Annotated in this window: 19 protein-coding genes; 9 read left to right on the top strand and 10 right to left on the bottom strand. The window is 66.1% G+C overall.

The window, feature by feature from the left end; genetic code table 11:
• Positions 1-60 precede the first annotated feature (60 nt).
• A complete protein-coding gene (locus HWN72_RS23375) occupies positions 61-2,271 on the bottom strand; it encodes a TonB-dependent receptor (RefSeq protein ID WP_211151538.1) in 2,211 nt (736 codons plus the stop codon).
• A gap of 182 nt (positions 2,272-2,453) precedes the next feature.
• Entirely contained in the window at positions 2,454-3,113 is a 660-nt protein-coding gene (locus tag HWN72_RS23370) for a class II aldolase/adducin family protein (RefSeq protein ID WP_036525223.1), read from the bottom strand.
• A 112-nt stretch (positions 3,114-3,225) separates the two neighbouring features.
• Between HWN72_RS23370 and HWN72_RS23365 the strand changes: the two genes are divergently transcribed.
• From HWN72_RS23365 to HWN72_RS23335, 7 genes are read left to right on the top strand one after another with little or no spacing between them, the layout of a single operon-like run.
• Positions 3,226-4,503 (top strand): aromatic ring-hydroxylating dioxygenase subunit alpha, encoded by a 1,278-nt coding sequence (locus HWN72_RS23365; protein ID WP_211151537.1) that lies wholly within the window; start codon positions 3,226-3,228, stop codon positions 4,501-4,503.
• A complete protein-coding gene (locus HWN72_RS23360; protein WP_069709350.1) occupies positions 4,496-4,999 on the top strand; it encodes an aromatic-ring-hydroxylating dioxygenase subunit beta in 504 nt (167 codons plus the stop codon). The genes HWN72_RS23365 and HWN72_RS23360 overlap by 8 nt, the downstream gene beginning before the upstream one ends.
• Positions 5,000-5,016: 17 nt before the next feature.
• Complete coding sequence (locus HWN72_RS23355; RefSeq protein ID WP_036525226.1) at positions 5,017-5,922, top strand: VOC family protein; 906 nt, start codon at positions 5,017-5,019, stop codon at positions 5,920-5,922.
• Positions 5,915-6,661: an SDR family NAD(P)-dependent oxidoreductase gene (locus HWN72_RS23350; protein WP_036525227.1), complete on the top strand. Its 747-nt coding sequence runs from the start codon at positions 5,915-5,917 to the stop codon at positions 6,659-6,661. Before HWN72_RS23355 ends, HWN72_RS23350 begins: the two co-directional genes overlap by 8 nt.
• Before the next feature lie 19 nt (positions 6,662-6,680).
• Complete coding sequence (locus tag HWN72_RS23345) at positions 6,681-7,529, top strand: alpha/beta fold hydrolase (RefSeq protein WP_211151536.1); 849 nt, start codon at positions 6,681-6,683, stop codon at positions 7,527-7,529.
• Complete coding sequence (locus HWN72_RS23340; RefSeq protein ID WP_202902834.1) at positions 7,526-9,130, top strand: long-chain fatty acid--CoA ligase; 1,605 nt, start codon at positions 7,526-7,528, stop codon at positions 9,128-9,130. The genes HWN72_RS23345 and HWN72_RS23340 overlap by 4 nt, the downstream gene beginning before the upstream one ends.
• Before the next feature lie 12 nt (positions 9,131-9,142).
• Positions 9,143-9,751 (top strand): TetR/AcrR family transcriptional regulator, encoded by a 609-nt coding sequence (locus HWN72_RS23335; RefSeq protein ID WP_051586787.1) that lies wholly within the window; start codon positions 9,143-9,145, stop codon positions 9,749-9,751.
• On the opposite strand, the gene HWN72_RS23330 is transcribed toward HWN72_RS23335, so the two are convergent.
• Positions 9,752-10,495 (bottom strand): MerR family transcriptional regulator, encoded by a 744-nt coding sequence (locus HWN72_RS23330; protein ID WP_051586788.1) that lies wholly within the window; start codon positions 10,493-10,495, stop codon positions 9,752-9,754.
• A 126-nt stretch (positions 10,496-10,621) separates the two neighbouring features.
• Here HWN72_RS23330 and HWN72_RS23325 point away from each other — a divergent pair, with 126 nt between their 5' ends.
• A complete protein-coding gene (locus HWN72_RS23325) occupies positions 10,622-11,737 on the top strand; it encodes an alkane 1-monooxygenase (protein ID WP_211151535.1) in 1,116 nt (371 codons plus the stop codon).
• A 124-nt stretch (positions 11,738-11,861) separates the two neighbouring features.
• Here HWN72_RS23325 and HWN72_RS23320 read toward each other — a convergent pair whose 3' ends face one another.
• From HWN72_RS23320 to HWN72_RS23295, 6 genes are all read right to left on the bottom strand, one after another.
• Entirely contained in the window at positions 11,862-12,674 is an 813-nt protein-coding gene (locus HWN72_RS23320) for a tyrosine-protein phosphatase (protein ID WP_248006281.1), read from the bottom strand.
• Between the two features lie 94 nt (positions 12,675-12,768).
• Entirely contained in the window at positions 12,769-13,899 is a 1,131-nt protein-coding gene (locus HWN72_RS23315) for a phosphotransferase family protein (RefSeq protein WP_211151533.1), read from the bottom strand.
• Positions 13,896-14,402 (bottom strand): hypothetical protein, encoded by a 507-nt coding sequence (locus tag HWN72_RS23310; RefSeq protein ID WP_211151532.1) that lies wholly within the window; start codon positions 14,400-14,402, stop codon positions 13,896-13,898. Before HWN72_RS23310 ends, HWN72_RS23315 begins: the two co-directional genes overlap by 4 nt.
• Positions 14,399-15,364, bottom strand: coding sequence for a hypothetical protein (locus HWN72_RS23305; RefSeq protein WP_211151531.1), 966 nt, complete (start codon positions 15,362-15,364; stop codon positions 14,399-14,401). The genes HWN72_RS23310 and HWN72_RS23305 overlap by 4 nt, the downstream gene beginning before the upstream one ends.
• A gap of 12 nt (positions 15,365-15,376) precedes the next feature.
• Complete coding sequence (locus HWN72_RS23300; protein WP_211151530.1) at positions 15,377-17,743, bottom strand: TonB-dependent receptor; 2,367 nt, start codon at positions 17,741-17,743, stop codon at positions 15,377-15,379.
• Between the two features lie 69 nt (positions 17,744-17,812).
• A complete protein-coding gene (locus HWN72_RS23295) occupies positions 17,813-18,928 on the bottom strand; it encodes an alkane 1-monooxygenase (RefSeq protein WP_211151529.1) in 1,116 nt (371 codons plus the stop codon).
• 282 nt (positions 18,929-19,210) lie between these two features.
• Here HWN72_RS23295 and HWN72_RS23290 point away from each other — a divergent pair, with 282 nt between their 5' ends.
• Entirely contained in the window at positions 19,211-19,966 is a 756-nt protein-coding gene (locus HWN72_RS23290) for an SDR family NAD(P)-dependent oxidoreductase (RefSeq protein WP_036525234.1), read from the top strand.
• Positions 19,967-20,040: 74 nt separating this feature from the next.
• On the opposite strand, the gene HWN72_RS23285 is transcribed toward HWN72_RS23290, so the two are convergent.
• A complete protein-coding gene (locus tag HWN72_RS23285; protein ID WP_211151528.1) occupies positions 20,041-21,009 on the bottom strand; it encodes a hypothetical protein in 969 nt (322 codons plus the stop codon).
• Positions 21,010-21,024: the final 15 nt, after the last annotated feature.

The raw sequence follows: 21,024 nt of genomic DNA, 5'->3' as shown, positions 1-21,024 counted from the left end.
CGCGAGGGTTCGATCCCTGCGCCACAGTCTCCACCCCATGCCTGCCGGGCCGCCCCCATGCTACATCGCCCAGCCCAGCGTCAGGCCGTAAGTGCGCGGCTGGCCGTAGATGCTGATGACCTGCCCCGGCAGCGCCAGCACCGTGCGGCGATAGTTCACGTCGAAGGCGTTCTGCACCCATGCGCTGAGGCGCCACTGGCCGGTGCGGAAGGTCACCCGCGCGTTGCTCAGCACATAGCCGTCTTCCGAGGTGAACGGGATCGTCGTGCCATAGGCAAGTTCGCCCTGTCCCGGTTCGTGGAAGAAGTCGCTGAGCATCGCCACGTCGCCGTGCAGCGTCAGGTCGCTGTCGCCGCCGGTGTGGATGGTATAGTCCGAGCTGACGTTGACCGAATGCTTGGGCGCACGCACCATCGTCGTGCCCGAGAAGTCCAGCGCCCCGGTCGAGTAATCGAGGTACTTGGCGTCGGTATAAGCATAAGCCACCGCCACGCGGAAATCGCGGATCGGCTCGATCGTCACATCCAGTTCGGCGCCCTTGATCCGGCTCTTGCCCGCGTTGGTGATGAGCGACGGCGTCGATCCGTCCGGCAGCTGCGTTACGCGCGAGACCTGCAGGTTCGAATAGTCGTAGCGGAAGACCGCCGCATTAGCCTGCAGCGCGCCGTTCAGCCAGGTGCTCTTCACGCCGATCTCGTACGCCTTGATCTTCTCGGGATCGAAGACTTCGGCCGCCTGTGCCGCCGTCAGCGGAGTGTACTGGTAGCCGCCCGACTTGAAGCCCTTGCTGAAGCTGGCGTAGAAGTTGAGGTCGCGGTTGGGCTGGTAGGCCAGCACGAACTTGGGATCGAACGAGGTGAACTTCTTGGTCGGGTTCACCTGATCGAAATCGGCGCGAACCAGCGGCAGCGTGTCCGTGGTGCGGCCGCCCAGCGTCGCCTTCTTGCGGTCCTCGGTATAGCGCGCACCGGCCGTGAACTTGAGTTCGTTGCTGATGTTGAAAGTCGCCTGACCGAACCCGGCAATGCTCTTGGTGTCATAATGGCCGAAGGTCTGGTCGACCGATCCGGCCCCCGCGACGCTGTCCGCGCCGTAGCGGAAGAAGTCCTCGTGGTAGCTCTTGTCCTTGTAGAAGTAGACGCCGACGATCCAGTCTACCAGCCCGCCCAGCGACAGTGCGCCGTCATTGGCAGAAACGAACCGCAGTTCCTGCGAGAACTGCTTGGAGTCCTCGTTGCTGATCTGGCGGATCACGTCGAGGCTGGTGTTGTCGAAATCGCGGTCGTCGGTGTAGGTCATCTTGCGATAGGACGTGACCGAGACGAAATCGCCAACGTCCGTCGCCCAGTTGATCTTGCCGGTGAAGGCATCGATCTTGCGATCATAGAGCGGGTCGGTGGTGTAGTACTGCTTGTAGGGATCGTCCGAAAGCTGCGGCACCAGCCCGGCGCGGCCCAGCAGGATGCCGTAGGGATTGGTGGTGCTGCCGATGCTCTCGCCCTGGAACGAGCGGCCGGTATCGCGCGCGATCTCGCCGATGAGGTCGATCTTGATGGTCGAGGTCGGCTCGATCGCCAGACGCAGGCGGCCGCCCCAGTTGTTGACGCCCTGCGGGTGATTGCCGGTCGTCAGGTTGGTGATGTAGCCCTGCTGCTTGGTGCGCCACGCCGCGATGCGGCCCTTGATGACATCGCCTGCGATCGGGCCGGAAACGGCACCGAACAGGTTGTAGCTGTCGTAGTTGCCGACGCCTGCCTCGGCCTCGGCCTGGAAGTCGTCGGTCGGCCCCTTGGTGATGACATTGACGGCGCCCGCGATCGTGTTGCGACCATAGAGCGTGCCCTGCGGCCCCTTCAGCACCTCGACCCGTTCGATGTCCTTCAGCGCGCCGAGCACGCCGCCGGTACGTCCCAGATAGCTCTCATCCACGAACACGCCGACCGAGGATTCCGAACCGGGATCGAACTGGCGCGTGCCGATGCCGCGAATGTAGAGCTGCGGGCGCGCCGAGCCGAAGCCGCCGGCATAGAAGCCCGGCACGCGCGGCGCGATGTTGCTTATGTCCATGACGCCGGCGGCGACCAGCGCCTTGCTGTCGAGGGCGGAAATCGTGGCGGGAACGTCCTGCAGACGCTCGGCGCGGCGCTGCGCGGTGACGACGATGTCGCGCGAAGGGTCCGCCGCAGTATCCTGCGCTGCCTGATCCTGAGCAAACGCAACTTGCGGCATGGCGCATGCGGCAAGCAGAATCGTCCTGTACTTCAAGTTCATCCTCTTCCTCCCTCCGTTTGAGGTCCACCCGGCCACCGTCTGTCGCGGCATCCCGGATTTGGTTGGACCATTTATCAAGCTCGATTCAAAATCGTCAAGCTGTTTATCAATTACGAAATATTTCCGACAAGGTGTCTTCGAAAAACAAGGAATTTTGGGAATGTGGCGACCTCTTCCGAGGTCTACACTGAAATGAGCCAGTTCCACATTCTTTCGACGACTCCGCCTGACCACACCTGTCGTGCGGCCGCTTCCTCGGCATTCAGACGGCCGCTTTCGGGGGCGAAGCCCATCATGCGCACGTCGCGCTCGATGCGGGCGGCGTCTTCGAGAAACCAGTTCAACACCGCCGCCTGCTCCAGCGTCTCCCCCGCAACGACGACGCCATTGCCGCGCAGGACGATGGCACTCCCCTCGCCCAGCGCCTCGGCGACGCGCGCCGCCGCACCATCGTCGCGGAGCAGGCGGGGATCGTCCCACAAGGCGGGGCCCGGCGCGAAGTATGCACCGATGCCGTGGCGCGCGGCCGGGACGATCCCTTGCGTGGACAGCGCCATGAGCGCAGGCGGCATCGTACGGCAGATCCCGCCGACGTCGGCGCGCCGCGCATAGATCGCCTGATGCACGCGCACTTCGCCCAGCACGCCTTCCGGCAAAGGCCCCGATATCGGCACGACGACGCCCGGCTCGTCCGAAACCAGCCCCATCGGCATCGCCGCGCAGACAAGGAAACTGTCTCCATCGAGCCGCGCCGAACAATGCCCATAGGCATGCGCCAGCCCGCTGCGCCCCAGCGCCCGCGCGGCCTTGCGCACCAGATCTTGCCGCGCATTCGCCTCCATCGATCTCTCCCGCGTTGCCGGGTGTTGACCCCGGGTCCATCGCTTCTTACAAACCAAGTGCTCGGTTTGTTGATTCGTCTTGTAGCCGGGCCAATACGGGAGTCAACACGACATGGAGAGGATAACGACCGGGATCATCGATGATCCGGCGTCCAACAGGTTTCTCGTGCCGCGCCGGGTCTTCACCGACCGCGCCACGTTCGAGCGCGAATATGCGGCGATCTTCGACACTTGCTGGCTGTACCTCGGCCACGCATCCGAATTGCCCGCGCCCGGCAGCTTCGTGACGCGCAAGGTCGCGCGCAGGCCGATCCTGTTCACCCGCGACCGCGACGGCGAATTCCACGCGCTGTTCAACGCCTGCCCCCATCGCGGCGCCACGGTGTGCCGCGAGCGCAGCGGCAAGTCGCCGGCGTTCATGTGCCTCTACCACGGCTGGACTTTCGGTTCGGACGGGCACCTCAAGACGCTGCCCGGCTCCTCGGGCTATCCCGAGGGCTTCAAGACCGACCCGCAGAAGCAGATGGTCCACGTGCCGCGCATGGAGCGCTTCGGGGACTTCTTCTTCATCAGCTTCGCCCGCGACGGCGAGGATCTGGCGACCTACCTCGCGGGCGCGGGCGACTACCTCAAGCTGGTCTCCGAGCATTCCGCCAGCGGCATGCAGATCGTCGGCGGCACGCAGGAGTACGCCATTCGCGGCAACTGGAAGCTGCTCTCGGAAAACAGCTTCGACGGCTACCACGCCGCCTGCAACCACTCGACCTACCTCGAATACCTCAAGAGCGCGAACGGCGCCCTCTCCGCCACGCCGCTTGCGGGCGACGCGTTCGACCTTGGCAACGGCCACGCCGTCGTCGAATATTCCGCGCCCTGGGGCCGCCCGATCGCCAGTTGGGTGCCGCTGTGGGGCGAGGAAGGCAAGGCCGAGATCGACGAAGTCTACGCCGAACTCGTCAGCCGCGTGGGCGCCCCGCGCGCCGACCGTATTGCGCGCAAGAACCGCAACATGGTGATCTTCCCCAACCTGGTGGTGAACGACATCATGGCGATCACCGTGCGCACCTATTTTCCCACCGCGCCCGACTACATGGAAATCAACGCCTGGGCCCTCGCCCCGCGCGAGGAAAGCGAGTGGCGGCGCAAGTACCGGCTCTACAACTTCACCGAATTCCTCGGTCCCGGCGGCTTCGCGACGCCCGACGACGTGGAAGCGATCGAGAAGTGCCAGCAGGGCTACGCCACCGCCGGCGACGCGCTCTACAACGACATCTCCAAGGGCATGATCCGCTCCGACGCCCCCTCGTTCGACGACGAGGCGCAGATGCGCTGCTTCTGGCGCGAATGGGACCGCCGGGTCACGGCGGCGAAAGTGATGGCCGATGCCTGAGATGATCGACGACACCCTGATGCTGCGCCTGCGCGTGGAAGACCTGCTGTTCGAGGAAGCCGACCTGCTCGACAGCTGGCGGCTCAAGGAGTGGCTGGCGCTCTATACCGAGGACGCCTGGTATCATGTGCCGCCCAGCGACGTGGACGGCGATACCGCCGATCCCGACACCTCGCTGTTCTACATCATCGACGACGCCGTGCGCATGCGCGAGCGGGTGTCGCGCCTGTCCAAGATCGGCGCGCATTCCGAGCACCCGCGATCGAAAGTGCGCCACATCGTCTCGAACGTGCGCGTCCACCGCGACGGCACGGTGATCCGGGCGCGGTCCTCGTTCATCATCTACCGCAGCAAGGACATTACCAGCGACGCCTTCGTCGGCCACTACATCCACGAGATCGTCGAGCGGGACGGCGCCTTGCGCATCGCGGGCAAGAAGTGCGTCCTCGACATGGAAGCGCTGCGTCCACACGCGCGCATCAGCATCATCCTCTGACCGGCGGGAGAGACGCCATGGACCATCCCCTTCGCTTCGCCCGGCTGGGCTACTGCCGCCTGCACGCGCCCGATCTGGAGCGCAGCATCGGCTTCTACCGCGACGTCGTCGGCCTGACGCTGGCCCGCCGCGACGATACCGAGGCATGGCTGCGCTGCGGCGACAAGCCTTACGACATTGTGCTGGGCGAAGGCCCGGCGGGCCTCGCCGCCGTGGGCTTCGAGGTGGAGAGCGAGGCCGATCTCGACCGCGCCCATGCCATCGCCGAAACCCTCGATCTCTCGCCCCACTGGGCCGACGAGGCAACATGCGCGCGCATGCAGGTGCGCCGTTCGCTGCGCTTCACCGATCCTATCACCGGCATGGAAATCGACTTCTTCACAGGCCTCGCGGTGACGGACGAACCGCTCGCCTCGCAGCTCACCAAGATCGTGCGCATGGGCCATGTCGTCATCAACGTTCATGACCTGAGTGCTGCGCACAATTTCTGGGTCGAGACGCTCGGCTTCGCGGTGTCGGACCGGGTGGAGGGCATGGCCGAATGGCTGCGCTGCTGGCCCAATCCCCTGCATCACAGCCTGGCCCTGCTGCAAAGCCCGACCGGCGCCAACACGCTGCACCACGTCAACTTCATGGTGACGGACATCGACGATATCGGCCAGGCCATGAACCGCCTCAAGGGCGCCGAAGTACCGATCGTGTTCGGGCCGGGCCGCCACCTGCCCTCGACCAGCGTGTTCCTCTATTTCCTCGACCCGGACGGCAACAGCGCCGAGTTCAGCTTCGGCATGGAACTGTTCGAGGAACAGGGCGCGCGGGGCCCCCGCGAACTGGAGCACAAGGCCGAAGTCATGGACACCTGGGGTGGCCGCCCCGACCCGCGCTTTGGCAAGGGTAGCCCGGTGCTCGCGCGTCATGGCTGACGGACCGCTGGCCGGACAAGTCGCCATCGTCACCGGCGCGGGGCGCGGGATCGGCCGCGCCATCGCGCAGCGGTTGCGGGCGGACGGCGCGCGGCTCGTGCTGGCCGATCTCTCGCTCGATGTTGCCGAAGCGCTGGCCGGGGAACTCGACGGGATCGGCTGCGGTGGCAATCTGGCGCAGGAGGCGGTCGCCCGCGCCCTCGTCGATACCGCGCTGGACACGCACGGCCGGATCGACATTCTGGTGAACAACGCGGGCGGCGGCATCATCGCGCCGTTCCTTTCGCATACGCCCGAAACCTTGCGAGAAACAGTGGACCGCAACTTGTGGTCGGCGCTCTGGATGTGCTGGCTGGCGCTGCCGCACATGAAGCAGGCCGGGTACGGGCGCATCGTCAACATCGGCGCGGATTCGGTGCGCAACGGCCTTGTCGATCATGCAGCATACAATGCAGCAAAAGGCGGCGTGCATGGCCTGACGACCGGCCTTGCACGCGAATTCGCGCAGGACGGGATCACTGTCAACACCGTAGCCCCCTGCGCCGTGCGCACCGAACAGTACGACGAGATCGAGGCGGTGAACCCCGATCTCATCCGCAAGGTCGTCGAGGTCATCCCGATGGGCCGCCCCGGCACTGTGGAGGAAGTCGCCTCGATGGTCGCCCACCTTGCCAGCCCCGCCGCGGCGTTCGTGACCGGACAGGTCATCAGCGTCAACGGCGGCACCACCATGCTATAAGCCTTCTGGGAGAACGATGATGAGCACGGATTCCGCAACCTTGATCAACCCCGAGATCGGCGAGCGCGTCGACGTGGGCGGCATCGGCACCAACTATATCGTGGCGGGTGAAGGCGATCCGCTGATCCTGATCCACGGCTCCGGCCCCGGCGTCACCGCCTATGCCAACTGGCGCGGCGTGATCCCCGATCTGGCGCAGCATTTCCGCTGCTATGCGCCCGACACGCTGGGGTTCGGCTACACCGATTTCCCCGAGGATATCGCCGGCTTCGACATGGACCGCTGGATCGCGCACCTGACCGGCTTCATGGACGCGCTGGGCATCGAGCGGGCGCACTTCATCGGCAACAGCTATGGCGGCGCGCTGGCGCTGGCGCTGGCGACGCGGCACCCCGAGCGGGTCGGCCGCCTGGTGCTGATGGGCGCGGCGGGCGTGCACTTCGAGGTGACGGAGGGCCTGCGCAAGGTCTGGGGCTACGAACCCTCGGTCGAGGCGATGCGCGACCTGATGACCACTTTCGCTTTCGACCCCGCGCTGGTGAAGGACGAGATCGTGCGGTCCCGCTTCGAGGCCAGCGTGCGCCCCGGCGCGCAGGAGGCGTTCTCCAGCCTGTTCCCCGAGCCGCGCCAGCGCTGGCTGGAAGCCCTCGCCACCGACGAGGCCAAGCTGGCCGCCCTGCCGCATGAAGTGCTGATCGTCCATGGCCGCGAGGACGTGATCGTCCCGCATGCCGTGTCGGAGCGCTTCCACCAGCTCATCCCCAACAGCGAACTGCACCTGTTCGGCCAGTGCGGCCACTGGACGCAGATCGAGAAGCGCGAACGTTTCGTGGCGCTGGTGACGCCCTTCCTGAAAGGCCCGCAATGACCATACCCGGCTCGATGCAGGCGCGCCCGCTCGCCATCATCGACATATTGCGCTTCGCCGCCAGCGCGCACGCCACGCGCGAGATCGTCTCGCGCAACGTGGACGAGCCGCTGTGGCGTTACGACTATGCCGCCTGCCTGCGCCGCGCCGCGCAGGCGGCGGGGATGCTGGCCGCTATGGGCGTCGCCTCGGGGGGCCGGGTGACGTCGCTGGCGTGGAACACGCACCGGCATTTCGAGCTGTTCTTCGCGGTCCCCGGCATGGGCGCGGTGCTGCACACCGCTAACCCGCGCCTGCCCGACGAACATCTGGTCTACACCATCAATCACGCGGGCAGCCGCGTACTGCTGCTGGACCGCAACATGGCGGCGACAGTTGCGCGCATACGCGACCGGCTGGAGCATGTCGAACGCCTGATCGTGCTGTCCGACCGGACCTGCGAGGGCATCGAAAGCTATGAAGACCTGATCGCCCCGCACCCAGATGCGCTGGACTGGCCGAGCTTCGATGAAAATGCTGCGGCATTCCTGTGCTACACTTCAGGCACCACGGGCGATCCCAAGGGCGTGCTCTATTCGCACCGCTCGACCGTGCTGCATGCCCTGGCGGGCGGACTGTCGGGCAGCATGGGGTTCAGCGCCTTCGACGTGGTGATGCCGTGCCAGTCGCTCTACCATGCGACCGCGTGGGGCCTGCCATTCGCCGGCGCGATCAACGGCGTCAAGTTCGTGCTCCCGGCCGACCGCATGGACGGTGCCTCGCTCGACGAACTGGTCCGCACCGAGGGCGTTACCTTCTCGGGCGGGGTGCCGACGATCTGGACGATGTACCTCGATCACCTCGACCGCACCGGGGGAGACACCGGCGCGCTGGAGCGCGTGTTCATCGCGGGCTCTGCGGTGCCGCGCGACATGGCGGTGGCCTTCGACCGGCGCGGCGTCGCGGTGCGCCAGATGTGGGGCATGACCGAGACGAGCCCGCTGGGCGTCGTCTCCGCCCCGACCCCCGCGCTCGCTGACCTCGGCGAAGAGGACGCGCGCGAACGCATCTGGACGCGGCAGGGGCGCATGCTGTTCGGGATCGAGATCGAGATCGTCGACGCGCAAGGCAGACCCCTCCCCCACGATGGCGAGACCTCCGGCGCGCTGATGGTGCGCGGACCATGGGTGCTGGACCACTACTACCGCAGCGAGGAAAGCGCCTGCGACGCGCAGGGCTGGTTCGATACCGGCGATATCGCCACGATCGACCGCTTCGGCTTCATGCGCATCACCGACCGCACCAAGGACGTCATCAAGTCCGGCGGCGAGTGGATCAGTTCGATCGACCTCGAAAACACCGCCGCAGGCTGCCCCGGCGTGAAGGTCGCCGCCGTCGCCGGGGTGCCGCATCCCAAGTGGGAGGAACGCCCGATCCTGCTGGTCGAGGCGCACGAAGGCGTCGCGCTGTCCGAGGCGCAAGTGCTCGATCACCTCGCCGCACGGGTGGCGAAATGGTGGATGCCCGACCGCGTGATCTTCGCAAGCGTGCCGCTGACCGCTACGGGCAAGATCGACAAGAAGGTGATCCGCGACACCTATCGCGATATCCTTGCCAGCTGAGAAGGACCGCGATTGCCGACCGAAACGAAACCACGCCGCACTCAGGCCGAACGCAGCGAAGCGATGCGCGCCCGGCTTGCCGCCGCCGCGTACGAGACGATCGCGCAAGGCGGCTTCAATGCCCTGCGCATGCGCAACGTGGCGCAGGCGGCGGGCGTCTCGCAAGGTGCGCTGATGCACCACTTCCCGGACAAGAACGCGCTGGTCCTCGCCGCCGTGGAGCAGGCGCTGGCGCTGGCCGAGCAGGACAGCGGCGTGGGCGACCTCGCGCCAGATGCATCGCCCGAAGCGGTCCTGCGCGCGCTGCTTGACGACCTGCACGGGTTCTTCTTCAGCGACCGCTTCTGGGTGGCCATCGGCATGACCATGGAAGCAGCCAAGGACGCGGAATTCTACCCCGTCCTGCGCGGCAGCGTCAGCGGGCTGCGCACGCCGGTCTATGAAGGCTGGAAAAACCGCCTCGCCGCCGCAGGCTGGAGCGAGGAGGAAGCGCAAGGGGCGGTGCGCTCGGCGGCGGCGATGATCTCGGGCTTCTCGATCCGCCGATTCTGGGCGGAACCCGATGCGCTGGAGGAAACCCTGACGCAGCAATGGATCGCCGAACGACTGGCGCGGCGCTGATCAGCCCTTCGCGCGAGGCGCGCGGGGCAGCTTCTTCACCTTGATCCCGGCGCCGTCGCGGGTGCGTTCGCCGATCATGCGCAGGAACGCGCGCTGGCGCAGGATGCCGAAAAAATCGAGCATCGAGGGCAGCGCCACTTCCAGCATCGCCGCCGCCTCATCCTCGCCCATCTGGCCTTCGACCTGTTCGAGGAACAACTTCGCCTCGTTCGCCGCGACGAATTCGGACGCCTTGACGTAGTAGTCGAGGATGTCGGGCGGGAAGCCGTGCTCCTCGTCGAAGCCGACGCTGCGCATGCGGCTCCAGATGTTGAGCAGCTCGGCATCGGTGATGCTGATCATCGGGCCGTCCTCGCCCTCGGCCAGTTCGATGATCTCCAGCTTCGCCAGCGCGCGGGCATCGCCCGGAGCCTTGGGGTTCTGTTCCGCGAGCGCCGCCAGCGACAGGTAGCCCTTGCGCACGCCGACGCGGCCGGACACCAGTTCCTCCAGATGGCCGAGCGCATTGGCACCGATCTGCCTCGTCCCGTTCTGCCCGCTGAGCGCCGCCTTGATCTGCGGCAGGGTCATGCGCGAATCCTGCTGCAGCTTGCGCACCGCGAGAATCGCGCGGACGTGCTCCTCGCCGTAATCGGCCACGTTGCGCGCCGGACGGTGCGGATCGGGGAGCAGTCCGGCACGGAACAGCACGCGGATGGTTTCGCGGTTCACACCGGTACGGGCTTCCAGATCACGCATTTTCATGGGCCTTCCATACGCATTCCAAGCGGGAATGTCTTGGCCGACCGAGATGCAATTTCACGGATTGCCATAACGCATTTTTTGCGTATATATATAACGCAATTATTGAGCATTCCTGTGGAGAGGAACATGGACTACTCGCGCTACTATCTGGGCGTGCTTTTGCAGGTGGCGGTGATCGCCAGCTTCATCGTCGGCGGGCCGTGGGTCTGGGTCGGCATCGCCAGCCTGCCCGCGTTCGGCCTTGTCGACAGCGTGCTGCCCAACGACTTTCGCGCCCGCCGCATCCGGCATGAAGGGCTGGTCGAGATCCCCGTGTGGCTCTGCGCGCTGCTGGGTCCGGTGATCTACCTTGCCGCCGCTTACTGGGCCGCACGCAATCCCGGCGCGAACGGGTGGGAATATGCAGGCGTCATCGCCTCGTGCGCGTGGCTGAGCGTGATCCCGCTGGTTCCCGCCACGCACGAACTCTACCACCAGCGCGGCAAGCTGCGCCGCCTTGTCGGCCGGTACTGCCAGGTCTGCTACCTCGACGCGACGCGCGAGATCGCGCACGTGGTGGGCCACCACATCCACGTCGCCACCACGCTGGACGGCGACACCGCGCCGCGCGGCACCAGCCTCTACGCCTTCACCCCGCGCGCGGTGGTGGAGAGCACGAAGGAAGCCTGGCGCTCGGAAAGCGACAATCTGGAGAAGATGGGCAAGGGCCGCTGGTCGATCGGCCACCGGGTATACCGCGCGGCGCTGGTGCTGCTGGCGTTCCACGCGATCCTGTTCGCGATCGGCGGCTGGCGCGCGAATGCCGTGGCGCTGGCCGGGATGATCGGCGCGCGCTTCTGGATCGAGAGCTTCAACTACTTCCAGCACTACGGTCTTATCCGGGTTCCCGGCACGCAGATCGACCGACGCCATGTGTGGAACCATCTGAAGCCGATCTCGCGCGTGATGGGCTTCGAGATCACGAACCACGCCGATCACCACACCAACAGCTTCGCGGCGTTCTACGAACTGGTGCCGGATCGGCAGTGGATCCCGATGCCGAGCGTGTTCGTGTGCTTCTTCTCGGCGCTGATCCCGCCCTTGTGGCACCACAAGGTCATCATGCCCGCACTGCGCCGCTGGGACAACGAGATGGCCTCTCCCGCCGAGCGTGTACTGGCGCGGGAACAGAACCGCCGCGCCGGATGGCCCGACTGGTTCGAGGACAAGCCCGTAGCCGAAGGACAGATGGCGGCGGCGTGAGGCCCCCTTCGTCATTGCGAGCCCAGCGAAGCAATTCAGGGCCGCGTAAACCGCCCTGGATTGCTTCGCTGCGCTCGCAATGACGAGGGAGGTGGCCTTTGAGTGGCAGCCTCGCCGCTCCGGATCAGGCCTGCAATCGCTGCCCGATCCGGTCCATGGCTCCCGATGGAAGCCCCGCCATCGCCTCAAGGTAGGCTGCGGGGCTTGCGCTGATCTCGCCGATCTTGGCGAGGCCGGCTTCCAGATACTCCGGCCGCACCGACATGGCTTCTTCCAGCACCCATTGCGAACCGCGAGCACGATCCTTGCCGAGCAGCGCGTCGAGCCCGGACTCGATGCGCTCCGGTCCCATGGCGTTGGTCAGCAGGTAGTCGTGGAACACGTCGTCGCGGTGGACGCCGAGCGCGATTTGCACCAGCGCGACCGCCAGCCCGGTGCGGTCCTTTCCGGCGAAGCAGTGGATCAGGGTGGCGCCGTCGTCCTGATCCAGCGCGGTCACCAGATGGCCCATGGATTCGCGAAAGCGCGGACTGTCGGGCAGGATGCGGTAGATCCGCGTCATGTGCGCGACCACTTCCTCGATCGTCGTCATCTTCAGGAATGCGGCGACGGCGTGGGGGATCGTCTCGTCATGGGCGGTCGCCCGGCGGATCGCGCCGGCATAGCCGTCGAAGGCCCCGCCCCTTTCGAGCGTGCACTCCGAACCGGCGCGCAAGTCGATGATCGTCGCCACGCCGAGCGCGGACAGGATGCCCTCGAACCCCGCCCCCGCCGCTTCGAGCTGGCCCGAACGCAGCAGGCGCCCGGGCTTGAGCCGGGCACCGGAGGCGGTGGCATAACCGCCGAAGTCACGGAGGTTGTGGACGGGCGAGCCCGCCGGAAACGGGCCCTGAAGAACCGGGGGGGTGCCGGTGGCCGGCTGGCTGTTCGATGTCATCACGCAAGAATCCCGTTGCTGGATTTCGAGGGGCCTTCTGGCAGCTTCGGCGCCTCGGGGTCAACGAAATGGTACATGGATTTACGATTTCCTGTCAGTGCCGCCCCTTCTCCAGCAGTGCGGTCAGGTGGCTCAGCACCACATGGGCGGAGGTCGCCAGCCAACTGAGCAGCGCGTCCTGATGGTTGTTGCCGTCGCGCGCGGCGGTGAGGCAGCTGGAGAGGTCGATCACCGCGCATTTCCACGCGGCGAGCACGTCGTAGAAGAACAGCGCGGCCGGATCGACCGTGCGGCCCGAGGCATTTTCGTAGGCGGACAGGAATTCGTCGCGCCGAAACAGGCCCGATATCATCGTCTCGCCATCGGCACCCCGGTTGGCGAAGATGGGCTGGAGGTTCCAGGCGAGGTCTTCGTGAAAATCGCCGACATGGGCGAGTTCCCAGTCGAGGATCGCGGTGACTGCGCCGCCCGCAGGGTCGAACAGGTAATTGCCGGTGCGGTAGTCTCCGTGGACCAGCACCGGGTCGGTGCAGGCGGGCAGGTTCTCGCGCAGCCAGCATTCGGCCAGCGCCATGATCGGGAAGGCATCGACGACGTCGTCGGCCCAGACCTTGGCCCACCAGTTGACCTGCCGAAGCGCCATTTCGTGCGGGGCACCGCCTGGCATCGCGAAGTCCGGCAGGGCGGCGGCGCGATAGTCGAAGCCGTGGATGCACACGAGGTTGTCGATGAAGGCGGGTGCCAGCAGCGCGATCCAGTGCGCGTCGAAATCGGTGCGCAGACCCGATACGGAGGCGGCGGCCTGCGGGGGCTTGGCGACGCCGGGCACGAACGTCGTGACCAGCGCGGGCAGGCCGAAGGTGGCGCCGTCGATATCGGCATGGCGCACCTCGGGCACCGGCACGACGCCGTGCATGGCGCGCAGCACCTGATCCTCGCGGCGGCGGCAGGTCTCGATCAGGCCCTCCAGCGGGTCCATGCGCAGGACGAGGCGCTCGCCGCCGTGGTCGAACACGAACTGCTCCTTGGAAGCCCCGCCCGCCATGCGCCGCAGGCCCGAGATGCTGCCGGGGCCATACAGGCTTTCGAGCGAGGCGGTGACCTGCGCGATGCTGCGCGGGATATAGGGGCCGGTCAGGCGGCGGGCCTTCTTCTCCTCGAGGATGGCGAAGATGCGAGGTTCGATGGCCACGCAGGTATCGGTGTTTTCGGCGGTCAGGATCACCGGGCGGTCTCCATGGTCAGGTCCGCGATGCTGTGCAGTTCGGCGGGGTTGAGGTCGAAACCGCTGGCGGCGAACCACGAACGATCGCGCAGCGACTGCCGCGTGCTGAAGGCGAGGACGCCGCGGTGCAGCGCCTCGCGGAAGGCGGGTTCGCCATCGCGCGCGGCGGCGCGCACGAGGCTGTCGGTCGCGCGCATCACCGCCTTGTAGTGCGCTTCCGCCGGACCATCCGCCACGCGCGCCTCGGCCAGTTCGGCAGCGGCGGCGCGGGTGGCCGGGCCGCCGGAGGGGGCAAGGCCCTCCAGCGTCGCCTCGAGATCGGCAAGGCAGGTGCGCGCATAGCTTTCCGCCTTGTTCCACTGGATCGCCAGAAGCCGCAGATGCCCGACGATCAGCGCCGCCTGCTCTGCGGCAAGGCTGTTGAGCGGATCGATCGCCGGGCGCACCACGTCCTCCATGGCGCGCACCATCGAGGCGATCCTGAGGTCGATGTCGGGCGTCATGCCAAGTCCGCCCGCAAGCGGTTGAGCGGGAAGCCCTCCAGATACGTGCCCACGCCGATCGCGCCGTCGCTGCGGTGCCAGCGCGCCATCGTGATCGGCGAGAGGTTGTTGCCGTAAGGCACCCAGGGGTGATGGACCAGCACCGAGCCGGAGACGGTATGCTCGCGGTCGTCGCGATCGACGATGGTCATTTCCATCGTCGTGGGGAACAGCCCCGGGCGGTGCGTGCGGACCGAGCCCGCCTTGGCCCCGCGCACTTCGCCGCCCACCAGCGCATAGCCGTGCTTGAAGACGTGCTGCTGCCCCACCGGCGCGGTGCGATCGACCGAGAAGATGCCGTGGAGCGCCAGCCCGTCATCGAAATGGGCATTGGCCCACAGGATCGGATGGAAGCCGTTCTCCGGACGCGGCCCCCAGCTGTGGTCCATGGTCGAGACGCAGTCGATCGCATGGGTCCGCCCGCCCAGCGAGAGCGAACCCTTCATCCGCACCGTCATGTCGAAGTGCGCCGAATAGGCCGTCCCGAAGCCCGAGTTCGCGACGGCCGCCGCCGCGTCCGCCACGGCCATCGGGTCCATCGCGGGGTCGTGGATGTCGTAGGGCTCCATCAGCGCACTGGCTTCGATGTGCAGCTTCACGCCGCCTGCATCATAGTCGAGCACATAGTCGCGGATCGAGGTCGCGTTGAACGACAGGCCGGTTTCCAGCCGGAAATCCTCGGCTCTGTCCACCAGCGGGTTGTGGTTGATGAGGTCGATGTAGACCGCATCGTCGGCGCTGAACCCTGCGCGGTCGATGATCTCGATGTCGCTCACCGTCGCGCCCACTCCGGCGCGGTGGACGATGTAGATGAAGCCGAAGATGTTGGCTTCGGGAATGTAGAAGTTGAAGTATCCGGTCTCGGCCCAGTCGGCGCGGCTGACGTCGGGCAAGTGCAGGCGGGTGTCCGCATCGGTAATCATGCGTCTCTCTCCTTAAAAACGATAGCTGAAGGTGGCGCCGTAGGTCGCGGGGCGGCCGGTGTAGCGGACGTAGACGTCCTGGGTCTGGAACGCGCTGGTCCAGTAGTACTTGTTGAAGACGTTGCGGCCCCAGACCGAAAAGCGCCAGCTGTCGTCGGGCGCATGAACACCGGCGCGCAGGTCGACCAGCGTATAGGCCCGGATTTCCAGCTGCGGGATGTCGCCGATGCTCGCGGTGGTGCGGCTGTTGTAGTTCGCCGAGGCCCCGACGAAGCCCTGCATCGATGGCGTCAGCGGGAAATCATACCCCGCATCCGCCACCACCGACCACTTGGGCGAGAACGGGAAGCGCGCGCCCGAGAAGTCCGCCAGCTCGCCCGACTGGTTGAAGCCGGTGAACCGCGTGATCTCGGTATCGAGATAGGTCCCCGCTACGTTCAGGTGCAGGCCGTCCGCCGGCTGGATCACCACTTCGAGTTCGGCGCCCTTCACCCGCGACTTGGGCACCTGCACCAGCGCATCGAGCGGCCCGAAGATCTGGTCGAGAATACGCCCGCGCAGCTGCTTGTCCTTGTAATCATAGTAGAACACCGCGCCGTTCAGCTGCACCGCATGGTCGAACAGCGGTTGCTTAAAGCCCACTTCGTAAGCGGTGATCGATTCCTGCGCGACCGGCGCCAGTTCCTTGGCGGTGGCGGGCGCGACGGTCGGGAAGCTGCCTGCCTTGTAGCCCCGGCTGACGGTGGCGTAGATCAGCCCGCGATTGCCCGTCTTGTAATTGACGCCCGCCCGCCACGACAGGTTGTCCTCGTTCAGCTTGGCCTTGAGCGGCGTGATGAGCGGAAAGCCCTCGGCAGTCAGCGAATAGCACTGGCCCTCGGCGATCGGCACCACCGGCTGGCCGGGGCGGATCAGCGTCTGCAGGAATTCGAAGATCGGCGCGAAGCTCTCGTTGCCGCCCGGCCCCGGCCCGACGAGCGCGCAGCTGGCGTTGTCGCGGCGGCTGTCGGTATAGCGCAGGCCCGCCTGCACCGTCAGGTTCGGGATCACCTCGTACTCGACATTGGCGAAAAGCGCCGCCGTCTTGATGAGGGAATCGTTGACCGGAGAGACGTTGCCCCCCTCCATCGGCCCGACGTAGTGCGTCGTCGCATCGGTGGCGTAATAGGTCGCGTGATCGCGCGTCTTGTCGCGCTGGTAATTGGCGCCGACGATCCAGCGCAGCCCCGCACTCGTGCCGGTCAGGCGCAGTTCCTGCGACAGCGAGGTGACCTTGCCGTCGGTCAGGATGTCAGCGATCTGCAGCGGCGTCGCGTCGTAGTCCTGGAAGGACTCGGTCCGATAGTGATTGTAGGCCGAGATCGAGGTGAGCGTGACCGTATCGCTCAGGTCGTAATCGACGCGCAGGCTCGCCTGGACGAAGCGGTCGTCGTGCTTCAGCGGGAACAGGTCGGTGGTCCAGTCGGCCGAGCGCGAGGTCAGCGGCTGCGGCGGCAGGGCGCGGATCGGCGCCTCGTTGGGATTGCCGGGCGCGCTGATGAAAGTCTCGGTGCGCTGCGGCGCCTGCGAGTCCGACTTGTCGAGCCAGCCGTTGACGTTGAGCGCCACCTTCAGCGTATCGGTCGGCTGCCAGTCGAGCAGCAGGCGGGCCTGCGTCTCGCGCCGGTTGCCCAGTTCGTCGCCGGTGCTGCTGCTCTTCTGCCACGGCCCGCTGCGGATGGCGCGGGCCGAGAAGCGCGCCAGCAGGTTGGGCGTGATCGGCCCGCTGACGAAGCCTTGCGCATCGATCGTGTCGAAGCGCGAATAGCTGAGATCGGCCCCCGCCTGGAAATCCTGCGTCGGCTTGGCGGCGACGAAGTTGATCGCACCGCCGGTGGTGTTCTGGCCGAACAGCGTGCCCTGCGGACCCTTGAGCACTTCGACCCGCGCCACGTCGAGCGCGGCGGCCTTGGTCATGGCGCTGAACGGCAGCGGCACTTCGTCGGTATAGACCGCCACGGTCGGCGGCGTGGCGAGCGAGAACTCGACGAAGCCGATGCCGCGCAAGGTGTAGATCGGGGTGTTGAACGGCGACGGCTGCGCGGTCAGGCCCGGCACGATCTTGGCGAGGTCGGCGGTACTGGAAATCCCCGCCTGAAGCAGTTGCTCGCCCGAGGCCGCGGTGATCGACAGCGGCACTTCGTTGATCGACTGCGAGCGCTTCTGCGCCGTCACGATGATCTCGGCGATGCCGAAAGACGTCGGCGGCGCGGTTTCCGTGGCCTGCGGCTCGGCAGCCTGAGATCCGGCTGTTTGCGCCCAGCCCGGCATCGGCGCAAGGGCGCTGGACGCAAGAAGAAGCCGGGCAAAACGCCCGTTGCACGCGAATGCTTTGTTCATGATGTTCTCCCAATACTTTGTTCTGGTTTTATTTTTACTTGGTAATCAGAAGCATCTTCGGGGGGAGGATTAGGCGGTGAGCGCGGGGCCGCTGCGGTCGGCGCTCGGTTCGAACCAGTCCGGCCAGCCGGCGCGGCGGTTCTGTTCGCGGGCCAGTTCGCGTTCTTCGGGGCTGGCCAGTTCGTTGTCCCAGCGGCGCAGCGCGGGCTTGATGATGAGGTTGTGCCACAAGGGCGGGATCAGGGCGGAAAAGAAGCACACGAACACGCTGGGCATGCGGATCCACTGACGGTCCGGCACCAGTTCGTGATAGGCGGCGAAGCTGTTGGTGTGGTGATCGGCGTGGTTGGTGATCTCGAAGCCGATCAGGCGCGAGAGCGGGCGCAAGTGGTTCCACACGTGGCGCCGCGCGATCGGGCCGTCTTCCAGCCGGACCAGGCCGTAGTGCTGGAAGTAGTTGAAGCTCTCGATCCAGAAGCGCGCGACGATCATGCCCGCCAACGCCACCGCATTGGCGCGCCACCCGCCGACCGCAAAGAGGATCGCCTGGAAGATCGCCTGCGCCAGCAGCGCCTTGTAGAGCCGGTGGCCGATCGACCAGCGCCCCTTGCCCTGTGCGGCAAGGCCGTCGCTCTCGGTCGTCAGCGCCTCGATCGTGCTGGAAAGCACGGCGCGCACGGTGAAGCCGTAAAGCGATGTGCCGCGCGGCGCGGTATCGCCGTCCTTCACGGTCGCGACATGGATATGGTGCCCCACGACATGCGCGATCTCGCGCGTGCAGTCGAGGTAGCAGACTTGCGCATAGCGGCCGACGAAACGTCGCAGCTTGCCGCGCTGGTGGTAAAGCTCGTGGCTGGACGGCACCAGCGGCACCACCGAAAGCCAGCCGAGTGAAAGAATGACACCGATGTACTGACCCGCGGTGGCATCGGGTGCGCGGACCACCCAGAAGGCGGCGGCTACGTAGAGCCCCGGAGCCAGGAATGTCGCCAGCCACACCGGCAGATCGGCGGCGAAACCGCGCTTCATCCGGCGCGCGGAAAGATCGTCCGGCAGAATGCTGTCTAATAGAGCAAGGGCCGGCAGGGACGCAATTCCCGTCCAGACCCAATATCCTCCCAACGCGAATCCGACATATGTACATAGCTGGACGAGCGCCGCTACATAGTAGCGAATACTGGACATGTTCCTCTCCTACATTTCATAGGATTTATTTTTATATTTTGTGTCTGGTATTTCTTACGCGGAGCATGCCGGGTTTCGGCACGGGGACATTTCCCCTGTGGGCCATCGGCGTCGCTGTAGTGGAATGTATTACATTACAGATGATGACCGTCAACTGATTTATCAATATTGCGTAAAATTTATACGCAGTCCAGACTGCGCCGCGCGGCGCCTTGCGGGATCGATTCCCCGGCAAGGCGCAGGGCCGATACGTCCCACAGGGACGACAAGGGAGAGAACTGCATGATACTCAAAGGAAAGACCGCCATCGTCACGGGCGGCGCGACCGGCATCGGCCGCGCCATCGTCGAGCGATTCCTGGCCGAAGGCGCGCAAGTCGCGATCGCCGACATCAAGGGCGCCGAGGACGCCGCCGCCGCGCTGGGCGCCAATGCCTTCGGCGTCGCCACCGACGTCGCCGACAAGGCCAGCACCGAATCGATGGCACGGGCGGTGACCGACCGGTTCGGCGGCATCGACATTCTCGTCAACAATGCAGGCATCTTCACCGGCCTCAATTACACCCCGATGGAAGCGATCGAGGTCGATGCCTGGCGCCGCATCATGGACGTCAACGTCATGGGCCCCTGGCTCTGCGCCCGCGCGGTGCTGCCCGCGATGCGTGCCGCCGGCGGCGGCAGGATCATCAACATCGCCTCGGTCATCGCCAACCTCGGCATCCCCTTCATGCTGCACTATGTCGCATCCAAGGGTGCGCTTGGCGCGATGACGCGCGCGATGGCGCGCGAACTCGGCGCGACGCAGAGCGGGATCCTGGTGAACTCGATCTCGCCGGGTTACACCCACTCGGACAACGCAGTCGCCAACGCCGACCAGCACGCCGCCTTCGAAGGCACCGCCGCCTCGATGCGCACGATCGCCCGGCCGCAGCAACCGGGCGACATCGCCGGCGCCGCGCTGTGGCTTTCCGGTCCGGACGGCGGCTATATCAACGGCCAGAACATCGCCGTCGACGGCGGCATCTTCATGACCCAGTGACGCAGTGCCTCCCCGCGCGTTACGCACGCACGGGGAGGCACTTCAGATATGGCTATGGCACCCTTGTGGTACCTCTAGGTGCCGTTGAGTGCATCCCGGTTCCGGGTCAGGTAAGAGCGGCTCAGCACGTCCTGCTGCACCCCGAAACCCAGCATTCCCGCGCAGTTCCAGCGCATGAAGCTCTGCGCATAGACCATCGAGGGGAACGGTGCCCAGACGCACCCGTTGATCGCCGCCGCCGTCAGTTCATGCCGCCGCCCCAGCGCATCCTCCACTTGCAGGTGGTTGGACATCGGCAGCCCGGCGTGGCGCTCCACCGCCCCTTGCGCGGAGACAAGACCGCTGACCACGCCGTCCTCCAGCACATAGCCGCTGATGAGCGGGCCGAAGCCCGACCGCGCCGCCGGATCGAGGCCGAGGAACGCATGAACCGTCAGCTTTTCCGCGAAAGAGCCGTGAATCCAGGTGGCATTGCCGTTGTCCCGCTCCTTGCGCGGCCCCCAGCTGCGGTCCAGCGTATCGACGCAATCGACCGCATACTCGCGCCCGCGCAGCCGCAGGCGCCCGGTGATCCGGCCGGTGATCTCGTAGTGCCCGGAGAACGCCGCCCCTCCCCAGCCCGCGCCGATGCGGCCCGCCGCCATCGGGTCCATCACCGGGTCGTTCATGTCGAACGGTGCCATAAGTGCCTGAAAATCAAGTTCGAATGCGGTATCGTCGATACCCTCGTAGCGTATCCGGTAATGCGAAAGCGGATCGACCGCCTCCACCTCCAGCCCATTGGGAAAGGCATAACGCAGCAGCGAGGCGGGGCACGGCAGATGCTGCTGGTTATCGACATAGGCCTGCGCCTCCCACGCCGGAGCGATGCGGTCCTGCACCAGCACATCGACCATCGCCACGCCCAGCTCCGGCCGCGACAGCACGTAGATGCTCCCGGAAATGCAGGCTTCGGGCACCGAAAACGGGAAGAAGTTGGTCTCGCACCAGTCGTAGGGTGCATCGGCGCCGAACTGGAATTCAGCGTGTTTCCTGGCAATCATTCGCCATCCCTTCAA

The organism is Novosphingobium sp. HR1a, from assembly GCF_015594425.1.
GTDB classification, from domain to species: domain Bacteria; phylum Pseudomonadota; class Alphaproteobacteria; order Sphingomonadales; family Sphingomonadaceae; genus Novosphingobium; species Novosphingobium resinovorum_A.
Note: the sequence above shows the minus strand (reverse complement) of the source record. Positions and strands in the feature narration are given on the sequence as shown.